Source organism: Paenarthrobacter sp. Z7-10, assembly GCF_026932795.1.
GTDB lineage: Bacteria > Actinomycetota > Actinomycetes > Actinomycetales > Micrococcaceae > Arthrobacter_M.
The window spans coordinates 26,201-50,543 of sequence record NZ_JADPVH010000006.1 but is presented as its reverse complement, the minus strand read 5'-3'; the positions used below and the strand labels follow the sequence as shown (position 1 = coordinate 50,543).

Sequence of the window (24,343 nt, the reverse complement as noted above, 5' to 3'; positions counted from 1 at the left end):
TCCAATATTGACTGACCCTCGAATGCTGTGGATCCGTTACCTGCAGGCGGTCTGTCCACGGGCGTCAGCCCTGACTTTCCTGGTTTGGGGTAGCGCTCATGACTCGAACGGAGCGGGATCGCCCGTTCCGCGCCGGACAATTTCCGCGGCGCCACTGGAAAAGTCAACCACCGTGGTGGGTTCGGCACCGCAGTCCCCGGAATCGATTACGGCGTCGACTTGATGGTCCAGCCTGTCTTTGATTTCCCAGCCCTGCGTCAGCGGCTCCTCCTGCCCGGGCAGCAGCAGCGTGCTGGACAGCAGGGGTTCACCAAGCTCATCCAGCAGGGCCCGGACAACGTTGTTCTGCGGAATACGCACGCCGACTGTTTTCTTCTTCGGGTGCAACAACCTGCGCGGAACTTCTTTTGTCGCCGGCAAAATGAAGGTGTAACTGCCCGGAGTGACCGACTTGATGCGGCGGAACACGTCATTGTCGATCTGCACAAACTGTCCCAACTGGGCAAAGTTCCTGCAGACCAGCGTGAAGTGGTGCTTGTCGTTAAGCTGGCGGATCGTTCGGATCCGGTCCAAGGCTTCCTTGTTGCCCAGTTGCGCCCCGAGCGCGTAACACGAGTCGGTGGGGTACGCGATCAGACCGCCGGACAGCACGAGGTCTACAACCTGCGAAATGACACGCGGCTGGGGATCCTGCGGGTGAACGTCGAAGTATGTCGCCATGTCTTGAGCCTACGGCCCGTCGACCCTTCCCGCATCATGGCGGCGTTCGGCCCGATGAAAGGGGCAGACTGGCAGTGTTTGGAATCAAAGGCGCGCAGGCCGTACCTTGGCGGACGCTGTCCCGGATTGGCAGCAATCAGCGAAGCGGAGGGTGTGCCCGCAGACCTCTTGACCGTGGGGCACAGGAGGCCTACCGTTCTGTTGTCTGATTCCAGACACAGCAGGCAGAGCTAAGGAGCGCTATCATGCCTGAATTCATGGATGTGCATCACAATATGACAGGGCTGACCGAGGAGGACCTGAAGGCTGCGCATGACGCGGACCTGGCGATTCAGGATCAGGAGGGGGTTACCTTCAAAAAGACGTGGGCGGACCCGGAGAGCGGGGTGGTCTACTGCCTGTCCGAGGCGCCATCCGCGGATGCAGTGCGGCGCGTTCATGAGCGCGCGGGTCATCCCCCCGACGAAGTCCATCCCGTTCCGTTGGCGGTTTAGTTCTTGTGCACGCGACGCGGTTGACGGCGGCGTCCGCCACTGCTGCGGCGCTCGTCGTCGTCGTTCGTTGACCTCAACGCATCCCGGGACGGAAAGTCCGGACGGCAGTCGGTCGGGCGGGGTAGGTTGTGTCCATGGCAAGCGAAGCAACCACTCTCAGCGTTGATGGTCCGCACGGCACCCGGGAAATGCGGATATCGAGTCCCGGACGCGTGCTGTGGCCGGACCTGGGCCTGACGAAGCTCGACCTTGCCCGCTATATTGCGGCGGTGGGGGAGGCGTTCATCGCGGCGAACGGCGACCGGCCAGTTTCCCTGCAGCGGTTCCCCGACGGTATTGATGGCGAACAGTTCTTTTCCAAGAATCCTCCGAAGGGAGCACCTGAGTTTGTCCGGTCCGTGCCGGTCGTCTATCCCAGTGCGCGCTCGCATCCGCAGTTGGTCCTCGATGAACCGGCGGCTGCGGTTTGGGCCGTACAGATGAACACCGTGGTGTTTCACCCATGGCCCTCACGCGCGGGAAATTCCGACAATCCTGACCAGCTGCGGATCGACCTCGACCCCCAGCCCGGAACTGATTTCGATGACGCCATTCCGGTGGCCCTGGAGCTCAGATCCGTGCTGGCGGAGGCGGGATTGAGCGCCTTCGTGAAAACCTCGGGAAACCGCGGACTGCACATCTTTGCTCCCATCCAGCCGACCCATGAATTCCTTGACGTCCGCCACGCGGTGATTGCCGCGGCCCGTGAGCTGGAGCGGCGGATGCCTAAGAAGGTGACGACGGCCTGGTGGAAGGAGGAACGCGGCGCGCGGGTCTTTCTGGACTTTAATCAGGCGAACCGTGACCGCACCATAGCGGGCGCCTACAGCCCGCGCGCGCTGGCCCACGCCCCCGTCTCCTGTCCACTCGAATGGGATGAGCTTTCCGGTGCAAACCCGGCGAATTTCACGGTCACAACGGTGCCCGATAGGCTGCGGACCGTGGGTGATCCGTGGGCCCGAATGCACGCGGACCCGGGCAGCGTGGATACCCTGCTGTCCTGGTGGAAGCGCGATGTTGAGGCCGGATTGGGTGAACTGCCCTTCCCGCCCGACTATCCGAAAATGCCCGGCGAACCGCCGCGGGTCCAGCCCAGCCGGGCACGCAAGAAGGATTAGTGGCGCTCAGGCCCTGAACACGGCAGCGGCAGGGGGACGTTGAACGAGGGGGAGGAAGGCAGGCCATGGCTGACCGGTTTTCAAGCGTCGGCGAGTACATCGGCTCGTTGCCCGGGGACGTGCAGGTTCTCCTCCGGCAGGTTCGAGGAACCATACTGGACGCGGTGCCGGGTGCCGAGGAGGCCATCAGCTATCAAATCCCGGTCGTGAAGCTGAATGGGAAGCACCTGATTTATTTTGCCGCCTGGAAGCATCACATCGGCCTGTATCCGATCCCCGTCCTCGAGGATGAACTCGAGAAACGGCTCGCACCGTACCGCGCTGCCAAGGACACCATAAGGTTCCCGCTGCTCGAGCCAGTCCCGCTGGACCTCATTGACGCCCTGGTGGAAAGTTTGGCGCAGCGGCGGATGAACAGCCCGCGCTGACCGACGGCGCGTCGTTGTCGGCCGCTGCTCAGCATGGGCCCGTCCCGTTGTGAAGTCTCCGGTCCTGCCACGACTGATGGCAGGAAAGGGTGCTCCTTGTCGGTAGGGTGATTGGCATGGTAAGTACCGCACTACTGGTCATGGACGTCCAAAATGGACCTCGACTACGAGCTGACCATCCTGGCCGATGCGTGTGCGGATTCTGATCCCGAGGTCCACAGGGTTTTGCTCGGGAAGGTCTTCCCGAGGCAGGCCTCAGTCCTTGACACCGATGCCTGGGTGCAGAGCCTTCGGAACCGGCCCTCCTCCTCCGCTTAACCGCCGCCGTCGGGCCACTATCTCAATTCCCCTGGCTTTCGTGCAGGCTGGGCCTGTACTTGGTGAAGCCCTGACGAAGTGAGATGCCATGCCAGGTGATGGTTGCGACATCCGGCCAGAGCACCAGGAAGGAACCGCGGTGCCGCCGAGCCAGGATCCAGGCCAGCGCCGCGGATGCGTTGACGTTGGTCCTCGCATAGCCCAGAAAGGACGAACGGGTGTGTGGACTGACAATGAAACCGTGCAGCCGCGCCGCGGGCACAACGCTTCCGCTAAGGCCGGCGCCGTCAGCGCCGCCAGCACTGTCGGGTGAGTGCGGATTGTCGCCGCGTGAAACGGGGCCGTCGTGGACGAATCGTGCGTCCACCGCATACCCCAATCGCCGGCCCTGCTCATCGGCGACAGGGCATCCCAAAATGTCACCGAGATCATGACGGGCTCCGGGGATCTTGCTGATGATATGGTCCCTGACCCAGCGTTCGACCCAGCTGATGTCCAACGATTCCGCCTGGACACCAAGTTTGAGGACGATGCCGATCTCCGTCACGTCAGCCCACGGGACCCGCGCCAGCCGGGACGACGGCGGCCGGCCACCGAAAATCCGTGTTGCCGGTGGTTTCTTCAGATCCTCGCTCATGCTCCGGCTCCTGTGATGATCATCAACGGTATGGCCGCCAGCGACGCGGCCAAGATAACTCCCAAGTACACCGTGCCGCCAAAATTCATGGCTTTGCCGTTCACATAATTGCCCATGTACTGGAGGTCATTGGAGACAATCAGGATCGAAATGTAAGTCAGCGGCAGGGCGATGGCTGAAAAGACCACGGAGTATTCCGTGATCAGGATCGGGTCCGTTCCGAGTGGAAAGCCCACCAGCACATTGAGCCGGGACTAGGACAAATCCTTGACCGTCCATTTCTCCTCCACCGCGCCGGAGGAGAAGAAAAAGGCCTCGTACGGGGTCATGGCAGCACTGAAGAGCGCCACGGCGTAATACCAGTAGGTTGACACATGTTCGGACTGCGGCATCGACGGGGTGAACGCCTGACCCGCGAACTCCATCCAGTTGGGTCCGAGCAGGAATAAGGCGACGGCGAAAACAATGAGCGTAAGGCCCAACAGTCCGGTGGCGTTTTCCAGGATCTTGAACTTGACCCGCCAAACAACAAGCCATACGGCAACTAAAGCCACCGGAACCCACAGGAGATAGTTCACGCTGCTGTACAGCTGCAGGGCCAGTGAAATGCCACCGACTTCCGCCGTGAGGGTCATCAGGTTGATCAAAAAGGAGGCGCCGAGATTTCCAACGGCCGCCCGCGGCCCTAATCGTTCGCGGATGATCTCGAAGGTGGCACGCCCGCTCATCGCGGCCGCCTTCCCCGACATATAAGCAAAAAGGCAGATGCCCACCACGCCGACAACCACCACCCAGGCCAAGCTCAGGCCGAAACGTGAACCCACCACCGCGTTGGTAACCAGGTCACCGATGTCGACGAACCCGCCGATGGCGGTCAGGATGCTGAGGGCAAGTCCAAGCAGGTTCTTCACTTCTCTGCCTTCAGGTGCCTGCTCATGGAAGTCAGCTCCTGAGCTCGTGACTTGAGGCCCTGGGCCGCGGCCCGAATGGCGGCGGCGTCATTGTCGGTGAGGGCCCGCTGGGCGGAAATCACCGTTTTGGCGGTGCTGTTGATCAAATCGAGCGCCGCGATTGTTCGCTGCGATCCTGGTTTGTGTCGGCCTGAAGTTTCGTGGCCTGTTTTTGCGCGTCCAGGATCTCCTTGGCCATATCTTCGGCTGTGGTGGCAGCGGCTGCGGTCGTTGCTTTGCCCTTGATGAACAGATTCAAGGACAGTTTGACACTGGAGGTGGCGGAAGGGCACTGGTCCAGAGCCCGGGAGAGAGTTCCGGCCGGACCGCCGCTGGCCGTCGTACATCCGGCTAGCCCCATCAGCAGGCCAGCAGCACCACCACCCGCAGGGCTGTCGGAACCCTTCTGCCTCTGGTCCTCACGCTGCTCCCTGGCGTCCTTTATCCACTCCTTAGGACATTACACAGAGTGTGCTGCGTCGCGATCACAGCTTGGAACCGGCGTTGCGGTAGTGTTGAAGCGCCCAGATCGGAGTCGTCCATGGCCCTTGCCAACCCTGAATCAGGCGCCCAGGTTACCGGGAGCGTACTTAGCGCGCTCCGGACACCGCGCCTGCTGACCCGTGAAATTTTAGCGGGAATTGTCACCACGCTCGCCCTGATCCCCGAGGTCATCTCGTTCTCCGTCATCGCCGGTGTTGACCCGATTGTCAGCCTCGTCGCGTCCATCGTTTTGGCGCTGACGATGTCGGTCCTCGGCGGCCGGCCCGCCATGATCACCGCGGCGGCCGGTTCAGTTGCCCTCGTGATTGCACCGCTGGTACAGGCCCACGGCGTCCAATACGTCCTGCCCACGGTGATCCTTGCCGGCTTGGTCCAGATTACCTTTGGCCTGGCGGGACTGGCGAGGCTGATGCGCTTTATCCCTCGTTCGGTAATGATCGGATTTGTCAACGCCCTGGGAGTACTGATCTTCATGGCCCAGGTTCGCCATCTGATCGGTGTCCCGTGGCTGGTCTATCCGTTGTTCGGGCTGACCATCGCCATCATCCTGATACTGCCGAGATTCACCAAGGTGGTGCCGGCCCCGCTCGTTGCGATAGTGGTGGTGACCGCCGTCGTAATTATCGCCGGCCTCACCGTCCCCAACGTGGCCGGGGAGGGACCGCTCGATGGTGGCCTGCCCGGCGTCACCGCTCTGCTCGTGCCGCTGAACCTGCAGACACTGCAGATCATCTGGCCCACCGCGCTGAGCGCCGCGTTTGTCGGGCTGATGGAAACTCTTCTCACCGCCAAGCTTGTCGACGACATGACGGATACCAAGTCCCATAAAGGCCGTGAATCATGGGCGCTGGGGGTGGCAAACATCGCCGCGGGTTTCTACGGCGGGATCGCCGGTTGCGCCATGATTGGCCAGACCATCGTCAACGTGAAGATCGGTCGTGCCCGCACCCGGATCTCAACCGTGGTCGCCGGGCTGTTTCTGCTGGCCCTGGTGACAGGACTGAGTTCCATCATGGGCCAGATTCCCATGGTGGCGCTCGCAGCGGTCATGATGATTGTCGCCATCACCACCGTCGATTGGCACAGCGTCAAACCCACAACGCTGAAGCGGATGCCCGTTCCAGAGACGCTGGTCATGGGAATCACCGTGATAGTTGTCGTGGCGACGGGAAACCTCGCAGTCGGTGTCCTTGTCGGCGTGATCCTGGCCATGGTGTTGTTTGCGCGCCGGATCGCCCATGTGATCCGCGTCGACCGGACCGCTGCCGACGACGGGCTATCCGTCCACTACGAGGTCCGCGGACCGCTGTTCTTTGGCAGCAGCAATGACCTCGTGGAGCGCTTCTCCTATGGACTCGATCCGGCGGACGTGAGCGTGGACCTCACGCACGCCCAGATCTGGGACGCATCAAGCGTCGCGGCCCTGGACTCCATCGAGACGAAGTACCGTGAGCACGGAGCCACCGTGACCTTCGAGGGGCTTGACGAACGCAGTTCGGTCTTCCATCGGCGGCTTACCGGCCAATTTGGTGCATAGCGTGAGCGTCCGCTTCCCTGATATAGAGGTATCAGGAGGTGACGGACATTTTGGATCCAAGGTACGGCGGTGAGGTGCGTGCCCGGCGCCCGTGACTGCCCGGAGCACACCTGGCGGCGAAGCCGATCGGGCAAAGCAACTGGGGTTCAATCCCCAAGCCTGCGTCCGCTGGCTCGAACCTGGTGAGCTGGTCCGGACGGCGGTCAAGGCCGGGCTCGCCTCCATATTCGCGAACTATGGTGACAAGCGTGAGGTCCAGGCAGTCTTCGGTGAGGATGTTCTGCAGCTGGTTGACCCTCCCAGCGGAGACCTCTGGTTGGATTATGCGGCCGACATCGGAGATGGCTTCAACGCCACCTATACCGTGGCTTCGCTGTTGGCCCAGTCGGAACTGACGCTCGATGCCACGGTCCTTACGGCCTCCGACGGCAAGCTGCCGGTGGCTGACGACGGCGGCGGTGCGCAGCGCCTTCTGCGTCTGCCACGCGGCAATGTCCTCGTCCTCGGCGGCGACGAGGTTTACCCTTCGGCCTCGGCCCGTGCCTATGAAGACCGCACGACCGGGCCCTATGCGGCAGCCTTTCCGGCAGACAGCTTGGGCGCCGAAGACGGCCCTAATCAAACACTGCTGGCCATTCCCGGAAACCACGACTGGTATGACGGACTGTCCGCCTTCCTGCGGATATTCACCAGGAACCGGAAGATCGGGGCCTGGACCACGGTCCAGACCCGCAGCTATTTCGCTCTGCAGCCGTCACCGGGCTGGTGGATTGTGGGTCTGGACAGTCAGCTGGGCGAGTACATCGACCAGCCGCAGCTGGATTACTTCCGGGACCAGTTGACGTCGAAACTGCGCCCCGGTGACGGGATCATCTTCTGCGCCGCCGAGCCGACCTGGGTCTACACAGCGACCCGAGACCCGGACGAATTCAACCAGCTGCATTATTTTCTCAAGCACTACATACGCAACAGGGTAGATCCGCAGACCGGGGAGCTTGTTCCCACCGGTGCGGAGGTCCGGCTGTGGCTCAGCGGCGATTCCCATCACTACTGCCGCTATCAGCAGGAAGTAAAGCACGACGGCGATGACCATGATGGACCGCAGGAGGTGCGGCGGGAGTCCGACAGTCCCGAAACCTCGCGAGCGGATCCGCGGGCCGTGCAGCTGATTACCTGCGGACTCGGCGGCGCCTACTTGGCTGACACGCACCGGCTTCCCGACCAGCTCATCTTGCCCCCGCCGCGTTCCCGCATGCAGTCCTCGGGTCTGCCGGCGTCGGTCTTCGTCCGGGCGGCGGCTGCTTATCCCGAGCCGGCTGCCTCGCGCCGCATGAGCCGACGGGTTATCAATCCCTTCAGCAGGCACTGGATTGCGTGGCGCAATCCGGGATTCGCCGTGGCCCTCGGTTTCATCCATCTGGCAGTGTTTATGGCGGTGGTCTGGTTCCTCAATCCCGGTCCGGCGCTGACGCCGGAGGCTGTTGGAACGGGCAGGTCGCTGCAGGTTCAACCGACCCTTTGGTTTTGCGCGGTCGCCGGTTCCATTCTGGCTGTTGTTGTGGCGGCCGGCTGGATCGCTGCTGCCTGTCGGGGAAGCAACCTGATCCAGCGCCGGGCGCCGGTTCTTGTAGGCCTCGGTTTGGAGCTGATGGTCACCCTGTTGCTGGTCCTTGCAGCCACGATCATTCCGTGGCCGCAGCACTGGCCGAGCTGGGCCATCCACGGCTGCACCTGGCTGATGGCGTGGCTGGGTGGCGCGGCGCTGGGCTGTGAGGCGTTCGGAGTGTTTACTCTGACGGCAGTCACTCCACAGATTGCGGACTGGCAGATGTCGAGTCAAGCCATTGAAGACCATAAGGGCTTTCTGCGCATGTGCATCCGCGACGACGGCACTCTGGAGGTTTACCCGTTGGTCATCGATTCGGTGGTCCGGAAGTGGGAATACGCTTCAACAGCATCCGGCGGCACGCGGCCCGTTGCCAGAACGGGGCTGCCCACCCCGAGACTTCTTGAACCTCCCATCGTTATTTCCCGCACCGGCTTTAGTGCCGGGTAGCAGACCTCTGGCAAAGCTTCCGGTGGCAGGGTCAGGAATCGACGGCCCGGGCGGCTTGAGCTTTGCCCCCGCTGCGGCCCCGGCGACCCACGATCGCAGGATAGGTAAGCCACAGCAAACCCACGACCGCCGGCAGGATTGCCAGGACGGTCAGGCCCGCCGCTCTTCCGACCACAACGTCAAAAACCAAGGAGGCGGTTCCGGCGGCAAGGACGGCTGCTCCGACCAGAGCGATGCGCAACACGGTTGCGCTGTTTTCGACAATTTCACGTTTCAACCGCCGCCGGAAGAGCGTGCGGTGCAGAACTTTTGCTGCACCCAACAGCCTCTACGGTATCCGGCTCCAGCGGTCCCGGCCGATCAGCGGCCCGGAGAAGCGGCTTCCGTGTGTCGGTGGTGTTCGATCAGCCATTCGGCCATCACGCGCCCACGGGTCGCGGCTGCGGTATCCCCTTCGGCGGCAGAGACGATGGAGCCTTTCATGAGGATATGCCAGGAACGGGCGAAGCCTTCCGCATCGCTGAGTCCGGCCTCTTCGCCGAGACCGCGCACATGGGCGCGAATGCGTTCCAGATAACCGATGCTGGCGCGGCCCAGCGGGTGGGCAGATCCCATTTCGAGCAAAATGTTGATGAAGGAGCATGCCTCGAAATCTGCCCGGTGGAACCATTCATCAAACACGTCGAAAATGGCCAGCAGTTGTTCGGCCGGCGTTCCACCCCGGGCCTTCGCCCGGGCAATAATCTCGTCCGTGGTCCAGACCTGGTCCCTGCGGGCCAGAAAGGCCAGAACCAAATCGTCTTTGGAACGGAAGTGACGGTAGAAAGTCGCCTTCGCAACACCAGCACGGCGGACGAGCTCGTCAACTCCCACATCCCGGACGCCACGGTTGGAGAACAATTCGTAGGCCACGGCCATGATCCGCTCGCGGGGTTCAGCCAAGGAGCTTCCGGTCGTATCTGGCAGGAGGACCGGCGGCGAAAAGCGTGAAGCGGCGGAAATTGTCCGCGACGGGATTGTCATGGTGGGAACATTCTACACCTGCAACCGGTGGTCGGCCGCATCCGTGCCCGGCATCACAGCTCCGACACGCCGGTGCCAGCAGCGGGTCTGCGTAGACCCAGCCCATACTTGTTGTTGTGCAAATTACTTCGACATACCGGCAGGGCCTGGTTTGGCTCAAGACCGTACTGCGTCATGAATATTTTCCGGCGGTTTCGATTCTGGTCGTCGTTGCCCTTTTCTGGACGCTGGCACTGTTCGGTGGGCTAACCCTGCTGCACACGCCGCATTCGGCGCTCGTCACGCTTGGATGGCTATACCTTATGCTGTTCCTGATCGTGGCCTCCGCGGCGGCAGGTTTCTTCGCCGTCACCGATATCGCCCGGCGCCTGCACCGACGCCGGACAAACCGCCCCGGTTGGTGACCGCCCGGTAAGGCCGCAGCCGGCCTTGCTCCCCGGCGGCTGACACCGGCTGCAGCAGATCAGGCGCGACGCCGAGTCCGACGAGCAGCAGCCAGGCGGCTCATCGCGAGGCAGGGCCGCTGCCTGGATCGAGCAGTTCGGCGAGGTGCAGGGAAGGCCGGCCTGGCGCCAGCGCCTTGACCTGCATCTGGCAGCTGAAGCCGTCAGTGAGCACCGGCGTGCCGTCGGCAGTCGAGCGCAGTGCCGGGGTCAGCGCTTGTTCGGCCACCTGCATGCTCAGTTCGTAGTGTTGCGCTTCAAAGCCGAAGTTGCCGGCCACACCGCAGCAGCCGGTGGCCTCCCGGATTTCTTTGACGCCGACTGCGGTCAGCGCCGCCCGCTGCACTGCTGCCCCGAAGACGGAGTATTCATGGCAGTGCGTCTGCACCGTGACAGCCTCCGGCACCATGCCGCCGCGCCACTGCGGCGTCCAGCCACTGCCGGCAAGGGTGGTCACGGCGGAGGCGAAACTCTGAATCCGTGCCGCTACCCGCCGGGCGGCGTCGGTGGGTACCAGTTCGGGCAGGTCCTTCCGCAGCGCCGCCGCACAACTGGGCTCGATGACCACAATCGGACGGTCCGTGCCGTCGTCGAGCGTCGCGGCGGCCTTCGCCAGAAGCTTCTTGGCGGTGTCCAGTTGACCGGTGGAGATCCAGGTCAGCCCGCAGCAGGCATCGGCAGTGCATTCCACCCTCCGCCCAGCACCTTCGAGCACCCGCTGCGCAACTCCGGCCAGATGCGGACGGAAACCGCGGGTAAAGGTGTCCACGAAAAGAACCACATCCGCAACGGCAGCGGTATCCGCCGTTCCGCCCCGTACTTTGGGGCCCGGCCCCCTGCCACCGGGTGCAGAGTTTCGGGTTGCGCATGTGGCCTGGCGCCAGGCATTCGTCGAAGCGAAAGCGGGCAGGCTGCGGCGGGTGGTCAGGCCGCCGGCGCGGGCGATCAGCTTGCCGGCCGGTCCGGCCAACACCAGATTCACCAGGGGCGCGATTCGCCCGGTCAGTTTGAGCCAGCGCGGCAGCCAGCCCAGTGAATAGTGCGAGAGCGGTCGGATCCGCCTCCGATAGTAGTGGTCAAAGAACTCGGATTTGTAGGTGGCCATATCCACCCCGACCGGGCAGTCCGTTGCGCAGGCCTTGCAGGACAGGCATAGGTCCAGCGACTCGCGTACATCTTCGGACTGCCAGCCTTCCTGTACCGTGCGTGCACCGCGGACCATGTCCTGCAGCACCCGGGCACGGCCCCGGGTGGAATCCTTTTCATCGCCGGTGGCGCGGTAGCTGGGGCACATCACCCCGCCGGAATCGCTGCGGCAGCGGCCGATGCCTACGCACCCCTGGACCGCGTTGACGAACGGGTCAAGCGGTGCGGGGGTGCTGCTGCCGGCCACCGCGTGCAGATCGAAACTGGTGCGCCACTGCCGCTCCGGAACGCCCTCCAGCGCCAAGTTTTGGCTCACGGCCTGCGGCACCGTGATGGACCCGGGGTTGAGCAGTCCCTCGGGATCCCACACCGCCTTGAACTCCGTGAAGGAAGCCAGGAGGGCAGGGGAGTACATGAGCGGCAGCAGCGCCGACCGGGCACGGCCGTCACCATGCTCGCCGGAGAGCGAACCTCCGTGTCGGACCACCAGTTCGGCCGCCGCCCGGGTGAACCGCTCCATCACTTCCCGGCCCTGTTCCGAACGCAGGTCGAAGGTGACCCGCACGTGCATGCAGCCGGCTCCGAAGTGGCCGTACATAACACCCTGGAGACCATGCTCCGTGAGCAAATCGCGGAAGTCAGCCAGGTAGTCGGCCAGCTTCTCAGGTGCAACGGCGGAATCCTCCCAGCCCGGCCAGGACTCTCCACCAGTGTGCAGCCTGGCGGCCAACCCTGCGCCGTCTTCACGGACACGCCACAGCGATGCCCGCTCGGCCATGTCCGGAACGACCCGGCCCTGAATAAGGCGGCCGTTGCCGTGCAGCCGTTCCAACAGATCGGCCGCCTGCGCCTGCATGTCGGCCGGGTCGTCGCCGTCGAGGTCCACGTACAGCCAGGCCTTCCCCGCCGGCAGGCCGCGGACCGAATCCGCCCCGCGGCGGGCCCGCATGGTCTCCACGATCGCCTCATCGATGCCCTCAATGGCGGCGGGGGAGAATTCCAGGATGGTGGGCACATCCCGAGCCGCCGCAACCACGTCGTCATAGCCGAGGCTGACCAACAGCGCCGCCGGGGCTTTGGGCACCAGGGCTAGAATGGCGGCCACGACGACGGCGCAGGTACCCTCGCTGCCGACCAGCGCGCGGGCTACATCGAACTTATTTTCCGGCAGCAGATGCCAGAGGTGAAAGCCGGAGACCTGTCGCGGGATCCGGCCAAGCTCCAGGCGAAAATCCTGCAGATGGTTGTGGCACAGTTCGAGCAGTTTCGTGGTCATCCGAAGCGCACAATCAACGGCTTCCGCGTCGCCGGCTACGGTGGCCTGCAGCCCGGTTCGGGTGGCCGTCAGCCGAACGCCGGCCGCTGTCACCAGATCCAGGGAGAGCACATGGTCGGAGGTCCGCCCGTAACGTACGGAATGATTCCCGCAGGCATCATTACCCACGGCACCGCCAATTGTGGCCCGGCTCTTGCTGGATGGGTCCGGAGCAAAAGTGAGATTCCCGTCGGTTTCGGTTTCAATGTGGTGCTGCAGGTGCGAAATCACCAGCCCCGGTTCCACGGTGGCGGTCCGCGCCTGGAGGTCCACGGACAGCACCGCGTCCATGTGCCGGGAGAAATCCAGCACCAGGCCCGCGCCGACGGCATTTCCGGCCATCGATGTACCGCCACCACGGCTGATGAGCGGAATGTGGTTGGCCGCGCAGAAGCGCACAGCGGTCACGACATCGTCGACAGTCCGGGGGAACGCGACGGCGGCAGGCTGAAGCCGGTAATTGGAGGCGTCGTAGCTGTATTCGGACAGCCGGCGCGTGCTGACGTCGACTTCGAGACCCTGCTGTCGCAGAAGCTGGAAGCGCTCGTTCCCGGTACCGCCGGAAGTTGCGGCGCCGGAGCCGCTGGTGCCGGAGCCGCTGCTGTCAGAGCCGCTGCCGCCAAAGTGGCTCGTGGCGCCGGTGTCGCTGGTGCTCATGCGTTTGCCCTCATGGTTATCCTCGCTGCCACCAGCGCTTGAATGCCGTCCAACTTCGTCCAAAGTTACCGTCGGCGCGACACAGGGTGCGGTGGCGCACCGGCCGGCCCGCAGCTTGCCCAACCACGCCCTTCGCAATAGATTACTGCGGTCAGGGCCGTTGAAACGCCACTTCGCTGCCCGAAGTCCCATCTCCACCGTAGGAACGCCGGTCTCTCAACGCCTCAACGCCCCCCTTCGCTCTGAGGTCACCCGCGATCAGGCTTAAGCTTGTGGGCATGAGGGAAGAAACGTTGTGGGAGGCACAAAAGCGGGCGAACCCGGGGCATTCGGCGTGGTACATCCAGCGCTTTGAAGCCATGCGGGAGCAGGGTAAGGACCTGGACGGCGAAGCGCGCCTGATCGACGCCATGGTTCCACGCGGAAGCAGGATTCTGGACGCGGGGTGTGGACCGGGCCGGGTAGGGGCCGAGCTGGCCAACCGCGGGCACAACGTAGTGGGGGTGGACGTTGATCCGGAGCTCATAGCGGCTGCCCGCGCAACCCATCCCGACGGCGAGTGGCTCGTGGCTGACTTGGCCGAATTGGATCTGCCCGAGCGGGGCATCACCGATCCCTTTGATCTGATCGTCAGCGCCGGTAATGTCATGACCTTCCTCGCGCCGGGAACCGCCCCTGCCGTGTTGGCAAATTTGGGCCGGCACCTGTCGCCGAAGGGTCGACTGGTGGTGGGCTTCGGTGCCGGCCGGGGGTATGCATTCGAGCAGTTCTGGGCCGACGCCGGCTCCGCTGGCCTTGACTGCCAGGAACGGTTTGCGACGTGGGATCTGCTGCCATGGAGCGTGTCGTCGGACTTCCTGGTGGCAGTCTTCGTCCGGCACTGACGATCGCCGGGCTGTCATGAGCATTGGGCCGACGGCGGCTGGGGGAAGCCTGGTCTCAAGAGACTTCACCGCCGTCGACCCCGCTGGCGGGCTCAGCACACCTGCGTGCACCGGTGGGGGCGCATGCACCCCGACCGACTGAACTAAAGCTACGGGTCCGCCACTCTCCGACGCACGAGTAGCGGCTACGTGTTTCCTGCTGGCGCGGCGGGCCCAAATCGAAGCCGACTACTTGTCCCGTGCCAGCGGAGAATCCGGAAGTACCGCGGCCGTGTCTGCTGCGTCCGCGTCCGCCGCCGGTCGGCCGAGGTAGGCGTCGACGGCTGACTGGGAAATGCGGAAGGACCGCCCGATGCTCACAGCGGGCAGCGTGCCGGCATGTATTAACCGGTAGATCGTCATTTTGGACAGCCGCGTCGCGGTGGCCAGTTCCGCGACGGTCAAATAGTGCGTGATGGAGGAATCGTCTTCCGGCATGGCTCAGGCTCCCTGGAATGTGGCGTCGTCGGCCGTGCAACTGTCGTCCGCTGGCTTGGCCAAGGCGGAGGCCAGCCCTGGGCCACTGTGCCCTTGATTCGTAGCCGGCCACTGGAAAGATGGGAGAACACCGCCCCGGGTGTGCAGCGCCGGACGGGAGCCTGCGGCGCGGCAGGCTTGTTCAGCCGCCGAGCACATCCGCCAGATCGAAGCTGACAGGCTCTTCCAGCTGGGCATAGGTGCACGAGCGCGGTTCGCGATCCGGCCGCCAGCGGACAAACTGGGTGGTGTGCCGGAACCGGATCCCCTCCATGTGGTCGTAGCGCACCTCCACCACCCGCTCCGGGCGCAGCGGCGTGAAGGAGAGGTCCTTGCCTGCGCTCCACCGGCTGCCTTCGGCGTTGCGTGGTGTCCGCGTTCCGGACTCCTGCCTCGCCCAGGCCCACGGATGGTCATCGAAGGTTGTCACCAGCGACTGCAATTCGACATAAAGTTCCCTGCGCCGCTCCATCGGAAAGGAGCCGATCACCCCAACGCTGGCCAATATGCCGTCGTCGTCGTAGAGCCCCAACAGCAGGGAACCAATGAGATCCGGGCCGCTCTTGTGCAGCCGATATCCGGCCAGGACGCAGTCCGCTGTCCGCTCGTGCTTGATCTTGAACATGACGCGTTTGTCCGGCTGATAGCTCCCCGTCAGCGGCTTGGCCACGATACCGTCCAGACCGGCGCCTTCGAATTGTTCGAACCATTGCTTCGCCGTTGCCGCATCGGCGGTGCTGCGGGTCAGATGGACGGGTGCTGCGGCGGTGGAGAGGGCCGTTTCGAGTGCGGCCCGGCGTTCGGCAAACGGCTGTCCGCTGACATCCTCGTCGTCCAAAGCGAGCAGGTCGAACGCGACGAATTGGGCCGGAGTCTGGACGGCGAGCAGCTTAACGCGGCTTTCGGCGGGATGGATCCGCTGCTGCAGCGCCTCGAAGTCCAGTCTGTCCCCCGAGGAGGCGACGACGATGATCTCGCCATCAAGCACGCAGCGATCGGGCAGGTTGACCTTGAATGCGGCCACGAGTTCGGGAAAGTAACGGGCCATTGACTTGCCGTTGCGGCTGCCGATCTCCACCTCGTCTCCATCGCGGAAAATAATGGCCCGGAAACCATCCCACTTGGGTTCGTAGCCCAGATCTCCGACCGGGATGTCCTTGACGGGTTTGGCCAGCATGGGCAGGACCGGAGGCAATATGGGCAGGTGCATGACGCAATTCTCGTCCACCGCCGGGTTTGTGTCACCTCCGCCGCGCCCGCACCCTTTGGGCCGCCGGTCTTTCCGTCGCCCGCTGACTGTGCTCAGAGTCCGGGGGTTGCTGGGGGAGCGCTGGCACCGGCGGCCCCGCCTGCGGCGTGGCCGCTGGGGGCCGCCGGGCCGGCTGAAGAGTGTCCGGTTGTCTTGCCGGCGCGTTCGGGCAGCTTTGCGCCACCTTTTCGAACCGGATCCGGGGCAAGAATTCGGGTGATAAGGGCCGCGACATACTCGGACCTGCTCTCCGAAGGAAGCTGGTCCAGGATGCGTTCGGCCGCCAGCAGGCGCCCGGTCAGGGAAGGCTCGGCGTAGTAGTAGTTCAGCTGTTTCATGGCTTCGCGGTGGCCCTCGAAGAAGGTCTTGCCGAGGAAGGTGCTCAGTATGGTGCCGAGCGCGGTCAGTCCTCCGGTGATGAATTTGTCCTCGTCCCCGACGCGCAGCGCCAGGATGGAACCGGCAATTAGGACCAGGAATGCGCCAACGGCGGCGCACCAGGTCAACACGAACGCTACGTGCTGCTGGCTTTTGGTCAGGTCCTGATACTGGTCCAGCTGCCGTCGATTCAAGTCGAACAGCCGGGGCAGCTGCAGGTTTCCCTGCCCGGACTCCATCACTTTGCGCAGTTCCTCGATTGCCTGGTCCACCCGGTAGGTTGCCACCGCCCGCTTCCTTGAAGCGTAGGCGCGGCGCGCGGACCAGTACGGCACGGTGCACCATGCCAGCACCACCGCTCCCAGCGTGATGGCCACCAGGCCCCACAGTTTGTCCGGTCCCCAGGCCCGGTCGAGGTCGGCGGTGGACGACCACAGTCCACCGAGGACCAGGACCAGCCCCACGCCGCACCAGATGTACACCCGCTCGCGGCTGCCCATGTACCAGGTACGTTCGGCACTGGTGGACCACAAACTGATCAGCCGGGTGTCGAGGTTCTGGCTCTCCTGCAGATGCCGCAGCCGATCGGGTGAGCCAGGGCTTTGGCCCCTGCTTCGGCGGGGCTTGCCATCCACCGCCGGATTCGTTTGGCCCCCGTCCGGAACTGAATAGGCTGCTGGCGGGTCGCTGGATGCTGGGCCGTCAGCTTCTGAGCCAGAAGCTGCTGCAGTGGCTTCCGCGCCAACGGCGGCTCCCGAACCACCGGATCGAAGGTTCGAGACAGCCGCAAGACCCACCGGATCAGCGACGCGTTCATGTTGATTCCTCATGGAAACCACCCGCTTTTCGAAGTCCCTGGATTGTCCCGCCAGCACGCCGCGGTGTCAAGGGTTTCCGGAGCTGGCAGCCTTGCGCCCCTTGCGGTTCTCCGTTGTCGGGCGGACGCGGTCGGGATTCGCGCTGTCACCGGAGCCGACGGCGTTAGCATGACCGAGGGCAGCGCTGGCTCGTTGGGCCGCCTGCGCCACTGCCGGTCCCAGCCGGGGAACATCGTCGGGGCCCACGCGCAGGGTGGGAAAGCCCAGGCCCAAAACGGCTGCGAGTTGGCCGGTGTGGTTGAACACCGGTGCTCCGATCGAGCCGACATCCTTGTTGCGTTCACCAAAGGCGGCGTAATAGCCCTGCGTGCGGGCCAGCTGAGCCTGTTCGTCGAGCAGAGACCAGTTATCAGGGGTGATCTCGGTGTACCTGGTCAGTTCGGTGTTAGCCAGCGCCGTCCGGGCCTCGGGATCGAAGGCCAGGAAGATCTTGCCCGGGGCTCCGGCATGGATCGGCATGACCTGGCCAATCAGGAACGGCCGCATGACCACATGGCGGGTCTCCGCGACAGCCACGATGGTCCGCAATGCGCCGTCGCGGATGTAAAGGCACGCCGTTTCTCCGGTTTGATCCCGCAGCTCCTGCAGGATCGGACGGACCAGCCGGACTATGTCCAATCCAAAGGTGCCTGGGGTGGCCCACTGGACCAGCCGGAGGCCGATGCGGTAGCGGTCCCCGTCGCGGTCCAGGAAACCGTCCCGAACCATGTTTTGCACCAGGCGCTGGCAGGTACTGGCAGGCAGGCCGGTTTGACGGGCGATCTGCTGCAGCGTCGGCTCCGGGGATTCGATGGAGAAACAGCTCAGGATATCGCTGACCTTGCGCAGCACGAGGATCGGTGCCGATCCTGGGTTGGTTAGCTTTGCCAATCTGCCGGTCCTCGCGATCGAAGGTTGTCTGCTTGCTTGATGTCGATGATATCCGGCCTCCATTGCGTTGATCTTGGGATCGAATATCCGGCCGTTGACAGTCAAGCGTAAAACCCGCATGATGGGTGAGGAAATCGCGATGTGGGTTTTGCGCAGTGCGATCATCCTGCGGCCGTGGAGCCCCTCACACAACTGGAAGAGAACATGTTTACGCTTGCAAGCGCCGACGAAACGGTACCCGAGGCCAAAGTCCCGGGCAGTTCACGGATCGGCATGATTGTCCCCAGCTCCAACACCACGATGGAAACCGAGCTCCCGGAGCTGTTCCGCCGACAATCGGAGGCAACCGGGCATCGCTACACCTTCCACTCCGCGCGGGCCACGCTGAAAAATGTCACACCCAAGGAGCTGGCGGCCATGGTGGCCAAAGCCGCGGAGTGTTCCGCCGCCGTGTCCGACGCCGACGTGGACGTGATTGCCTACGCCTGTCTGGTGGCAGTGATGGCCCAGGGCCCCGGCGCGCACGTCGGTTCGGAGCAGGTGATAGGCCAGGCGGCCGCCGACAACGGGCGCCCGGCCCCGGTGACCAGCAGTGCCGGCGCTTTGGTGCGCACGCTGACCGATATGGGGGCCCGCAAGGTCGTGATGGTGACCCCCTACATGCCTGAATTGACGAAGCTGGTCAGCGATTACATCGAGGGCGCCGGGATCACAGTGCAGGACGTTGTCGGGTTGGAGGTCGCCGACAATCTCGAGGTGGGCCGGCTTGATCCGGAACGGCTGCCCGAGCTTGCCGGTCGGCTGAACCGCAGCGGAGTTGACGCCGTCGTGCTCTCGGCCTGCGTGCAGATGCCGTCGTTGGCGGCTGTGCAGCGGGCCGAGGACGAGCTGGGAGTGCCGGTCATTACCGCCGCGACGGCCACCGCTTACGAAATCCTCAAGGCCCTCGGGCACCCGCCTGCCATTTCCGGTGCCGGTGCGCTGCTCGCCGGGACGCTGGAAAAGCTGCAGGCCACTTTTTCGGCAGACGCCTGAACGGCCCAAACCACAAATTTAAACCGAACCAACCAACAAATCCGAAGACGGGCGCCATGCCCGAACATCAGACCAACGGAGTGATGATGAGTGTACAAGAAGTAACCCGGGAGCAGGCCGTCCGGCGTGCCACGGTGGCAAGCGTAGTAGGCACGACAATCGAGTGGTACGACTTTTTCCTTTACGGCACCGCGGCGGCCCTGGTCTTTCCGCATTTGTTCTTTCCGGGCCAATCGGCGTTCGCCGGTGTGCTGGCAGCCTTCGGCACGCAGTTCGTCGGGTTCGTGGCCCGTCCCGTCGGAGCCGCCATCTTCGGTCATTATGGTGACCGGATCGGGCGGAAAACCACGCTGATGGTGACCCTGTTCCTGATGGCGTTCGGTACCGTGCTGATCGGCTGCCTGCCCACCTACCAGAGCATTGGCGTCGCTGCGCCGATCCTGCTGATCCTGCTGCGCATCATCCAAGGTGTCGGTGTGGGCGGCGAGTGGGGCGGTTCGGTGCTGCTGAGCATGGAGTGGGGCGACCAGAAGCGGCGTGGACTCTCGGCCAGCTGGCCGCAGATTGGCGTACCGCTGGGCCTGGTCCTTTCCACCGGTGTGGTTCGCCTGACCACCGGTGTCACCGGCACTGACGGATTCGCGAACTACGGCTGGCGGATCCCCTTCATCATCAGCATCCTGCTGATCGGCGTGGGTCTGTTCGTCCGGCTCCGGGTAATCGAGAGCCCGGAATTCGAGGCCATCCGCAAATCCGGCAAGGTGGTCAAGAATCCCCTGATGGAGGTCATCCGCCGCCAGCCGCTGCAGATTCTGCTCTCCGCTCTGGTGCGCACCTCTGAGCAGGCTCCGTTCTACCTGTTCATCACCTTCGTGCTCACCTATGCGGTCAAGCACCTGCACCTGAACAGCAACTCCATCCTGGACGATACGCTCATCGCCGCGGCCCTTGGCTTGATCAGTGTGCCCGTCTTCGGCCGGCTCTCGGACCGCTTTGGCCGACGCCGGGTCTATGGCACAGGCATTTTGCTGACAGCGCTGTTCGCCTTCCCTTACTTCGGCTTGCTCAACACCGGTAATGCGGTGCTGGTGGCGGTCGCCATCATCGTCTCGCTGATCCTGCACGACATCCAGTACGGACCGCAGGCCGCGCTGATCGCGGAGAGCTTTGACGCGGATATCCGGTACACCGGAGCCGGCATGGGGTACCAGCTGGCCAGTGTCGTGGCCGGTGGGCCCGCACCTCTGATTGCCGCGGCTCTGCTGGCCCACTATGGCAATTCCACCATGATTTCCATCTACATCATCATCTGCTGCGCGGTCGCCATGACGGCACTGATCCTGCTTCCCAAGATCTCCGGCTCGCGGTCTGACACTAAGCTGGTCGAAGCGGAAAGGTCGTTCTAAGCATGCAGGACAAATCCACGGCTAAGGCGCCAGCCAATACGGCGGCGGCCGGGGTTGCCGTCCCCGAAAGGACTGGCGCCCTGGCGGACCTGCTGGTACTGGACCTGACCAGGATCTTGTCCGGGCCCTTCGCCACCATGACTTTGGCGGACCTGGGCGCGGACGTCATCAAAATCGAACAGCCCGGCCAGGGCGACGATACCCGGCAGTGGGGACCGCCGTTCCAGGGCGGGGAGGCGGCGTATTTCCTCGCGGTTAACCGCAATAAGCGCAGCTTCGCGGTGGACCTGAAGTCACCGGAGGGGCTGGCCGCCGTTCGCCGTCTGGCCCTGAAGGCTGACATCGTGGTGGAGAATTTCCGGCCGGGTACGGCGGCCAGGCTCGGTTTGGGGTACGACGAGCTTTCCCGCGAAAACCCCGGATTGATCTATGCCTCAATCAGCGGCTACGGCCAGACGGGTCCGGACGCCGCCCGGGCGGGCTACGACGCCATCGCCCAAGCCCGCAGCGGCATTATGAGTGTTACGGGTGAGCCCGATGGCCCGCCGGTCCGGGTCGGGGTCAGCAGTGCGGACCTCACGGCCGGGATGTGGGCGACCATCGGAATCCTGGCGGCGCTTCATGAGAAGCAGCGCACCGGCACCGGTCAGTGGGTCGATATCAGCCTCCTTGACGGTTCCGTCAGCTGGCTCACCTACGTTTCCAGCGGCTACTTTGCCAGCGGTGAAACACCGCGGCGATACGGCTCTGCCCATCCCACCATCGCGCCCTACCAGGCGTTTGGCACGGCGGACGGGTTTGTCATGGTGGCGGTGGGCAACGATGGGCTGTGGCGCCGCTTCGCTGCTGCCTTGGAACGCCCGGAGCTGGCCGAGGACCCCAGTTACGCCAGTAATCCCTCCCGAGTGGCTAAGCGGACTACGCTGATACCGCTGCTCGAGGGCATTATGGCCACCAAGAGCACCGCGCAGTGGGTGGAGATCCTGGATCGGGCCGGCGTACCGGTGGGTCCCATTCAGACCGTGGACCAGGCGGTTGAGGATCCGCAGGTGCTGGCCCGCGGTATGGTGGCCGAGCTGAACCATCCCACGGCCGGGAAGCTGAAGGTTGTCGGCTGTCCGATCCGCCTTACCCGCACGCCGGCCGCCATCCGGACGGCACCGCCGCTGCTGGGCCAGCACACGGACGACGTGCTGACCGGGCTCGGCTTCAGCGCGGAGCAGATTGCCTCGCTGCGCGGGAGCGGTGCGGTTAAATGACGTCAACGATCGGGGCGGAAATGAATACGGTGGACCTCGAGCTGACCGGTTCGGTGGCAACCCTGACGCTGGGGACCGGTGAACGGCTCAACGCCATGGGCCGGGCGGAATGGCGGGACCTGGGCCGGGCCGCGGCGGAGTTGGCGGCACGGGATTCGCTTCGGGCGGTGGTGATACGGGGCCGCGGCGGCATGTTCTGCGCCGGCTCGGACCTGCGCGAATGGGACGGCGTCGATGCGGGGGAGATCAGTGCCAGTTTCGCCGAAATGGAAACGGCGCTGCAGGCCGTCGAAGATCTGGCTGTGCCTACGGTGGCCGTGCTGGAAGGTGTCGCTGCCGGTGGTGGCTGCCAGCTTGCGCTTGCGTGCGACCTGCAGCTGACGGCGCAATCGGCCCGGATCGGCATGCCCGTGGCCAGGTTAGGCATCCTGGTGCCCGCATCGTTCGCGAATCGGCTCTCGCTGCGGGTGGGTCCATCGCGCGCCAAGGACCTGCTCTACAGCGGTCGGTTGCTTACCGCGCAACAGGCTGTGGAGATGGGGCTGATCACCACTGTGATTGCAGACGACGGCGTCGAGGCGGCTTTGGAATCGCTGCTCACCGGATGGGAGGGGTTGTCCGCCGCGTCGCTGCGTGCCTCTAAGGCGGCGGTGGATCGTGGACTGCAGCCCGTGAGCGGTCCGGCGCGTCGGGAACCGCAGGGCCTGGCCTCGGATCCGCGCGAATTCAGTGCCAGGGTGAGCGCGTTCCTGCATCGCCGCCGCCGGTAGCTACCGGCGGTTTCCAGCAAGGCGAAACCGTTCGGGGCGGGAGAACCCAAACCAGCAGCCCGGCAAAGCGGCAGGATAGAGTCGGCAGCATCTCACCCTTTTAGCGTTTCGGACGAAGGAGCTTATGCCATGTCAGTAATCGGATGGATCGGTTTGGGCAATATGGGCGCACCGATGACGGCCAATTTGGTCAAGGCCGGGCACCAGGTGCGGGGTTTCGACCTCAGCCCGAAGGCTTTGGATGCGGCGGCTGCCGGAGGAGTCACCCCAGTGGCCAGCGTGGCGGAGGCTGTAAAGGATGCCGATGTCGTCTTTACCATGCTGCCCAAGGGTGACCACGCCCGCGCGGTGTATCTGGGTGCGGACGGCATTCTGGCAACCGCAGCGAAGACGACCCTGCTCGTGGATTCTTCCACGATCGACATTGAGTCGGCTCAGCAACTTCACGACAGCGCCGCGGCTGCCGGCTTCCGCTTCGTTGACGCCCCGGTTTCGGGCGGCATGAGCGGTGCTGCCGCAGGGACTCTGACCTTCATGATCGGAGGCGAAGCGTCCGCGGTGCAGGACGCCAGTAACTTCATTGAGCCGATGTCCGCGAACATTATCCGCACCGGCGCTGCCACGACCGGGCAGGCGGCGAAGATCTGCAACAACCTGATGCTGTTCATTTCGCTGGCCGCCTGTGCTGAAGGAGCCGTGCTGGCCGAACGGCTGGGGCTGGACAAGCAGGTGTTCTGGGACATTGCCTCGGTCTCCTCCGGGGACAGCTGGGCTCTGCGCACCTGGTACCCGGTGGCCGGTGTGGTTGCCACAGCGGCGGCCAACAACAATTTCGCCCCCACTTTCACGGCGGAACTGGCCAACAAGGACATGGGCCTTGCGGTAGCGGCAGCCGAGGCCACCGGGACCCCGCTGGAGATCGGAGCGCACGTCCAGCAGCTGTTCCAGCGCCTGATCGACGGCGGTTTGGGCGCCAAGGACTGCTCTGCAATTGTCACTCTCGTGGACGGGACCGTGGACCAGCTGCGTTAGCTGCCCGAGCTGCCCGAGCTGCCCGAGTGCACGACGGCCATCCGGCGCGCCCGAACACGAAGCGCATAAGCCAACAGCACCAGTACGCCCAGAACGGCGACGGCGGTGGTTCCGCTGCCCAGCAGCAGCGCCAGCGTTCCGTCGGCCGCCGTCGTCGGCTGGTGCTGCTGGCCTAAAACAATCCGCCGTGAAATGTCCTGCCAATACAGTCCGGTCAGGACCGTGAACACCGCACCCACCGCCGCGCAGCCCAGCACCAGCGGCTGACGCCAGCCCGGTTGGCCGTTATGGCAGGCGGCGGCGGCTACGATGCCAAGGCCGGCAGCGGCAAGGGTGATGCCGCCGAAGACGAACTGTCCCAGCACGGCGCCGGCCAGCAGCACCAACGCGCCTACCAAGGTCAGCTTGCGGTAGAAGGCCGGCATTTTCGCCGCTTGGCCCGAGCCGGCGCGAACGGGTGAAGTTCCGGTGCTCATGAGATGGCCCTCGGCGGCGCATCGATCACCAAGAGGGCCGCCTGCTTGCAGGCCGCCAGCAGCACATTCAACGGTCTTCCGCAACGCAGTGCGGCGGGAGAACCGCTGGTTGGGCTGATGGCGACGATGGCCCGGGCCGGCACGGGTTCAGCAGAATCGTTCATAGCATTTCCTTGTCCTTGCGTGTTCGCGGAAATTTCCTCTC

The 24,343-nt window shown here is 64.3% G+C and carries 26 protein-coding genes and 1 pseudogene; 13 read left to right on the top strand and 14 right to left on the bottom strand.

What is annotated here, in order from left to right:
• Positions 1–96: 96 nt before the first annotated feature.
• Positions 97–720 carry an L-threonylcarbamoyladenylate synthase gene (locus tag IV498_RS03285; protein WP_269045118.1) on the bottom strand — a complete coding sequence of 208 codons (624 nt, stop codon included), beginning with the start codon at positions 718–720 and terminating at the stop codon, positions 97–99.
• A 245-nt stretch (positions 721–965) separates the two neighbouring features.
• Between IV498_RS03285 and IV498_RS03280 the strand changes: the two genes are divergently transcribed.
• The 4 genes from IV498_RS03280 (at position 966) to IV498_RS03265 (ending at position 3,117) form a co-directional block, all read left to right on the top strand.
• Complete coding sequence (locus tag IV498_RS03280) at positions 966–1,214, top strand: SCO4226 family nickel-binding protein (RefSeq protein WP_269045117.1); 249 nt, start codon at positions 966–968, stop codon at positions 1,212–1,214.
• A 134-nt stretch (positions 1,215–1,348) separates the two neighbouring features.
• Positions 1,349–2,371 carry a non-homologous end-joining DNA ligase gene (ligD, locus tag IV498_RS03275; protein WP_269045116.1) on the top strand — a complete coding sequence of 341 codons (1,023 nt, stop codon included), beginning with the start codon at positions 1,349–1,351 and terminating at the stop codon, positions 2,369–2,371.
• Between the two features lie 65 nt (positions 2,372–2,436).
• On the top strand, positions 2,437–2,799 hold the full coding sequence (locus IV498_RS03270; RefSeq protein ID WP_269045115.1) for an iron chaperone: 363 nt from the start codon (positions 2,437–2,439) through the stop codon (positions 2,797–2,799).
• A gap of 153 nt (positions 2,800–2,952) precedes the next feature.
• Positions 2,953–3,117: an isochorismatase family protein gene (locus IV498_RS03265; protein ID WP_269045114.1), complete on the top strand. Its 165-nt coding sequence runs from the start codon at positions 2,953–2,955 to the stop codon at positions 3,115–3,117.
• Positions 3,118–3,139: 22 nt separating this feature from the next.
• On the opposite strand, the gene IV498_RS03260 is transcribed toward IV498_RS03265, so the two are convergent.
• The 4 genes and pseudogenes from IV498_RS03260 to IV498_RS03245 form a co-directional block, all read right to left on the bottom strand.
• Positions 3,140–3,754, bottom strand: coding sequence for a hypothetical protein (locus IV498_RS03260; RefSeq protein ID WP_269045113.1), 615 nt, complete (start codon positions 3,752–3,754; stop codon positions 3,140–3,142).
• Positions 3,751–4,665, bottom strand: a pseudogene (locus IV498_RS03255) (NRAMP family divalent metal transporter). Before IV498_RS03255 ends, IV498_RS03260 begins: the two are co-directional and overlap by 4 nt.
• Positions 4,662–4,811, bottom strand: coding sequence for a hypothetical protein (locus IV498_RS03250; RefSeq protein WP_269045112.1), 150 nt, complete (start codon positions 4,809–4,811; stop codon positions 4,662–4,664). The pseudogene IV498_RS03255 and the gene IV498_RS03250 overlap by 4 nt, the downstream one beginning before the upstream one ends.
• Positions 4,808–5,065, bottom strand: coding sequence for a hypothetical protein (locus IV498_RS03245; RefSeq protein WP_269045111.1), 258 nt, complete (start codon positions 5,063–5,065; stop codon positions 4,808–4,810). The genes IV498_RS03250 and IV498_RS03245 overlap by 4 nt, the downstream gene beginning before the upstream one ends.
• A gap of 180 nt (positions 5,066–5,245) precedes the next feature.
• On the opposite strand from IV498_RS03245, the gene IV498_RS03240 reads away from it, so the two are divergent.
• Together IV498_RS03240 and IV498_RS03235 are read left to right on the top strand one after the other, a co-directional pair.
• On the top strand, positions 5,246–6,745 hold the full coding sequence (locus tag IV498_RS03240; protein WP_269045110.1) for a SulP family inorganic anion transporter: 1,500 nt from the start codon (positions 5,246–5,248) through the stop codon (positions 6,743–6,745).
• A 91-nt stretch (positions 6,746–6,836) separates the two neighbouring features.
• A complete protein-coding gene (locus IV498_RS03235) occupies positions 6,837–8,801 on the top strand; it encodes a metallophosphoesterase (protein WP_269045109.1) in 1,965 nt (654 codons plus the stop codon).
• Between the two features lie 31 nt (positions 8,802–8,832).
• On the opposite strand, the gene IV498_RS03230 is transcribed toward IV498_RS03235, so the two are convergent.
• Together IV498_RS03230 and IV498_RS03225 are read right to left on the bottom strand one after the other, a co-directional pair.
• Positions 8,833–9,123 carry a DUF6328 family protein gene (locus IV498_RS03230; RefSeq protein ID WP_269045108.1) on the bottom strand — a complete coding sequence of 97 codons (291 nt, stop codon included), beginning with the start codon at positions 9,121–9,123 and terminating at the stop codon, positions 8,833–8,835.
• 38 nt (positions 9,124–9,161) lie between these two features.
• A complete protein-coding gene (locus tag IV498_RS03225; RefSeq protein ID WP_269045158.1) occupies positions 9,162–9,719 on the bottom strand; it encodes a TetR/AcrR family transcriptional regulator in 558 nt (185 codons plus the stop codon).
• A gap of 221 nt (positions 9,720–9,940) precedes the next feature.
• Between IV498_RS03225 and IV498_RS03220 the strand changes: the two genes are divergently transcribed.
• Positions 9,941–10,228, top strand: a complete 288-nt coding sequence (locus IV498_RS03220; protein WP_269045107.1) for a hypothetical protein — start codon at positions 9,941–9,943, stop codon at positions 10,226–10,228.
• A gap of 100 nt (positions 10,229–10,328) precedes the next feature.
• Here the strand turns inward: IV498_RS03220 and IV498_RS03215 are convergent, their stop codons facing one another.
• On the bottom strand, positions 10,329–13,385 hold the full coding sequence (locus tag IV498_RS03215; protein WP_269045106.1) for an FAD-binding and (Fe-S)-binding domain-containing protein: 3,057 nt from the start codon (positions 13,383–13,385) through the stop codon (positions 10,329–10,331).
• Positions 13,386–13,663: 278 nt separating this feature from the next.
• Here IV498_RS03215 and IV498_RS03210 point away from each other — a divergent pair, with 278 nt between their 5' ends.
• A complete protein-coding gene (locus IV498_RS03210) occupies positions 13,664–14,269 on the top strand; it encodes a class I SAM-dependent methyltransferase (RefSeq protein WP_269045105.1) in 606 nt (201 codons plus the stop codon).
• Positions 14,270–14,497: 228 nt separating this feature from the next.
• Here the strand turns inward: IV498_RS03210 and IV498_RS03205 are convergent, their stop codons facing one another.
• From IV498_RS03205 to IV498_RS03190, 4 genes are all read right to left on the bottom strand, one after another.
• Positions 14,498–14,746 (bottom strand): helix-turn-helix domain-containing protein, encoded by a 249-nt coding sequence (locus tag IV498_RS03205; RefSeq protein ID WP_269045104.1) that lies wholly within the window; start codon positions 14,744–14,746, stop codon positions 14,498–14,500.
• 181 nt (positions 14,747–14,927) lie between these two features.
• Positions 14,928–15,995 (bottom strand): ATP-dependent DNA ligase, encoded by a 1,068-nt coding sequence (locus IV498_RS03200; protein ID WP_269045103.1) that lies wholly within the window; start codon positions 15,993–15,995, stop codon positions 14,928–14,930.
• 92 nt (positions 15,996–16,087) lie between these two features.
• On the bottom strand, positions 16,088–17,047 hold the full coding sequence (locus IV498_RS03195; protein ID WP_269045102.1) for a TRADD-N-associated membrane domain-containing protein: 960 nt from the start codon (positions 17,045–17,047) through the stop codon (positions 16,088–16,090).
• A gap of 249 nt (positions 17,048–17,296) precedes the next feature.
• Positions 17,297–18,160 (bottom strand): IclR family transcriptional regulator, encoded by an 864-nt coding sequence (locus IV498_RS03190; protein WP_269045101.1) that lies wholly within the window; start codon positions 18,158–18,160, stop codon positions 17,297–17,299.
• 204 nt (positions 18,161–18,364) lie between these two features.
• Between IV498_RS03190 and IV498_RS03185 the strand changes: the two genes are divergently transcribed.
• From IV498_RS03185 to mmsB, 5 genes are all read left to right on the top strand, one after another.
• Entirely contained in the window at positions 18,365–19,195 is an 831-nt protein-coding gene (locus IV498_RS03185; RefSeq protein WP_330059146.1) for a maleate cis-trans isomerase family protein, read from the top strand.
• An 83-nt stretch (positions 19,196–19,278) separates the two neighbouring features.
• Positions 19,279–20,601, top strand: coding sequence for an MFS transporter (locus IV498_RS03180; protein WP_269045100.1), 1,323 nt, complete (start codon positions 19,279–19,281; stop codon positions 20,599–20,601).
• Between the two features lie 2 nt (positions 20,602–20,603).
• Positions 20,604–21,860 (top strand): CaiB/BaiF CoA transferase family protein, encoded by a 1,257-nt coding sequence (locus tag IV498_RS03175; protein WP_269045099.1) that lies wholly within the window; start codon positions 20,604–20,606, stop codon positions 21,858–21,860.
• Positions 21,857–22,630 carry an enoyl-CoA hydratase/isomerase family protein gene (locus tag IV498_RS03170; protein ID WP_269045098.1) on the top strand — a complete coding sequence of 258 codons (774 nt, stop codon included), beginning with the start codon at positions 21,857–21,859 and terminating at the stop codon, positions 22,628–22,630. The genes IV498_RS03175 and IV498_RS03170 overlap by 4 nt, the downstream gene beginning before the upstream one ends.
• 129 nt (positions 22,631–22,759) lie before the next feature.
• Complete coding sequence (mmsB, locus tag IV498_RS03165) at positions 22,760–23,662, top strand: 3-hydroxyisobutyrate dehydrogenase (protein ID WP_269045097.1); 903 nt, start codon at positions 22,760–22,762, stop codon at positions 23,660–23,662.
• Here mmsB and IV498_RS03160 read toward each other — a convergent pair.
• Entirely contained in the window at positions 23,659–24,138 is a 480-nt protein-coding gene (locus IV498_RS03160; protein WP_269045096.1) for a hypothetical protein, read from the bottom strand. The genes mmsB and IV498_RS03160 overlap by 4 nt on opposite strands.
• The gene (locus IV498_RS03155) at positions 24,135–24,302 is read right to left on the bottom strand and encodes a hypothetical protein (RefSeq protein WP_269045095.1); all 168 of its coding nucleotides are present in this window, start codon (positions 24,300–24,302) and stop codon (positions 24,135–24,137) included. Before IV498_RS03155 ends, IV498_RS03160 begins: the two co-directional genes overlap by 4 nt.
• Positions 24,303–24,343 lie beyond the last annotated feature (41 nt).

What these genes read in the sequence shown, in the direction of transcription:
- IV498_RS03285 (WP_269045118.1), bottom strand. Translation starts at nt 720, where the DNA reads ATGGCGACATACTTCGACGTTCACCCGCAGGATCCCCAGCCGCGTGTC.
- IV498_RS03280 (WP_269045117.1), top strand. Translation starts at nt 966, where the DNA reads ATGCCTGAATTCATGGATGTGCATCACAATATGACAGGGCTGACCGAG.
- ligD (WP_269045116.1), top strand. Translation starts at nt 1,349, where the DNA reads ATGGCAAGCGAAGCAACCACTCTCAGCGTTGATGGTCCGCACGGCACC.
- IV498_RS03270 (WP_269045115.1), top strand. Translation starts at nt 2,437, where the DNA reads ATGGCTGACCGGTTTTCAAGCGTCGGCGAGTACATCGGCTCGTTGCCC.
- IV498_RS03265 (WP_269045114.1), top strand. Translation starts at nt 2,953, where the DNA reads ATGGACCTCGACTACGAGCTGACCATCCTGGCCGATGCGTGTGCGGAT.
- IV498_RS03260 (WP_269045113.1), bottom strand. Translation starts at nt 3,754, where the DNA reads ATGAGCGAGGATCTGAAGAAACCACCGGCAACACGGATTTTCGGTGGC.
- IV498_RS03245 (WP_269045111.1), bottom strand. Translation starts at nt 5,065, where the DNA reads ATGGGGCTAGCCGGATGTACGACGGCCAGCGGCGGTCCGGCCGGAACT.
- IV498_RS03240 (WP_269045110.1), top strand. Translation starts at nt 5,246, where the DNA reads ATGGCCCTTGCCAACCCTGAATCAGGCGCCCAGGTTACCGGGAGCGTA.
- IV498_RS03225 (WP_269045158.1), bottom strand. Translation starts at nt 9,719, where the DNA reads ATGGCCGTGGCCTACGAATTGTTCTCCAACCGTGGCGTCCGGGATGTG.
- IV498_RS03215 (WP_269045106.1), bottom strand. Translation starts at nt 13,385, where the DNA reads ATGAGCACCAGCGACACCGGCGCCACGAGCCACTTTGGCGGCAGCGGC.
- IV498_RS03210 (WP_269045105.1), top strand. Translation starts at nt 13,664, where the DNA reads ATGAGGGAAGAAACGTTGTGGGAGGCACAAAAGCGGGCGAACCCGGGG.
- IV498_RS03205 (WP_269045104.1), bottom strand. Translation starts at nt 14,746, where the DNA reads ATGCCGGAAGACGATTCCTCCATCACGCACTATTTGACCGTCGCGGAA.
- IV498_RS03200 (WP_269045103.1), bottom strand. Translation starts at nt 15,995, where the DNA reads ATGCACCTGCCCATATTGCCTCCGGTCCTGCCCATGCTGGCCAAACCC.
- IV498_RS03185 (WP_330059146.1), top strand. Translation starts at nt 18,365, where the DNA reads ATGTTTACGCTTGCAAGCGCCGACGAAACGGTACCCGAGGCCAAAGTC.
- IV498_RS03180 (WP_269045100.1), top strand. Translation starts at nt 19,279, where the DNA reads ATGATGAGTGTACAAGAAGTAACCCGGGAGCAGGCCGTCCGGCGTGCC.
- IV498_RS03175 (WP_269045099.1), top strand. Translation starts at nt 20,604, where the DNA reads ATGCAGGACAAATCCACGGCTAAGGCGCCAGCCAATACGGCGGCGGCC.
- IV498_RS03170 (WP_269045098.1), top strand. Translation starts at nt 21,857, where the DNA reads ATGACGTCAACGATCGGGGCGGAAATGAATACGGTGGACCTCGAGCTG.
- mmsB (WP_269045097.1), top strand. Translation starts at nt 22,760, where the DNA reads ATGTCAGTAATCGGATGGATCGGTTTGGGCAATATGGGCGCACCGATG.
- IV498_RS03160 (WP_269045096.1), bottom strand. Translation starts at nt 24,138, where the DNA reads ATGAGCACCGGAACTTCACCCGTTCGCGCCGGCTCGGGCCAAGCGGCG.
- IV498_RS03155 (WP_269045095.1), bottom strand. Translation starts at nt 24,302, where the DNA reads ATGAACGATTCTGCTGAACCCGTGCCGGCCCGGGCCATCGTCGCCATC.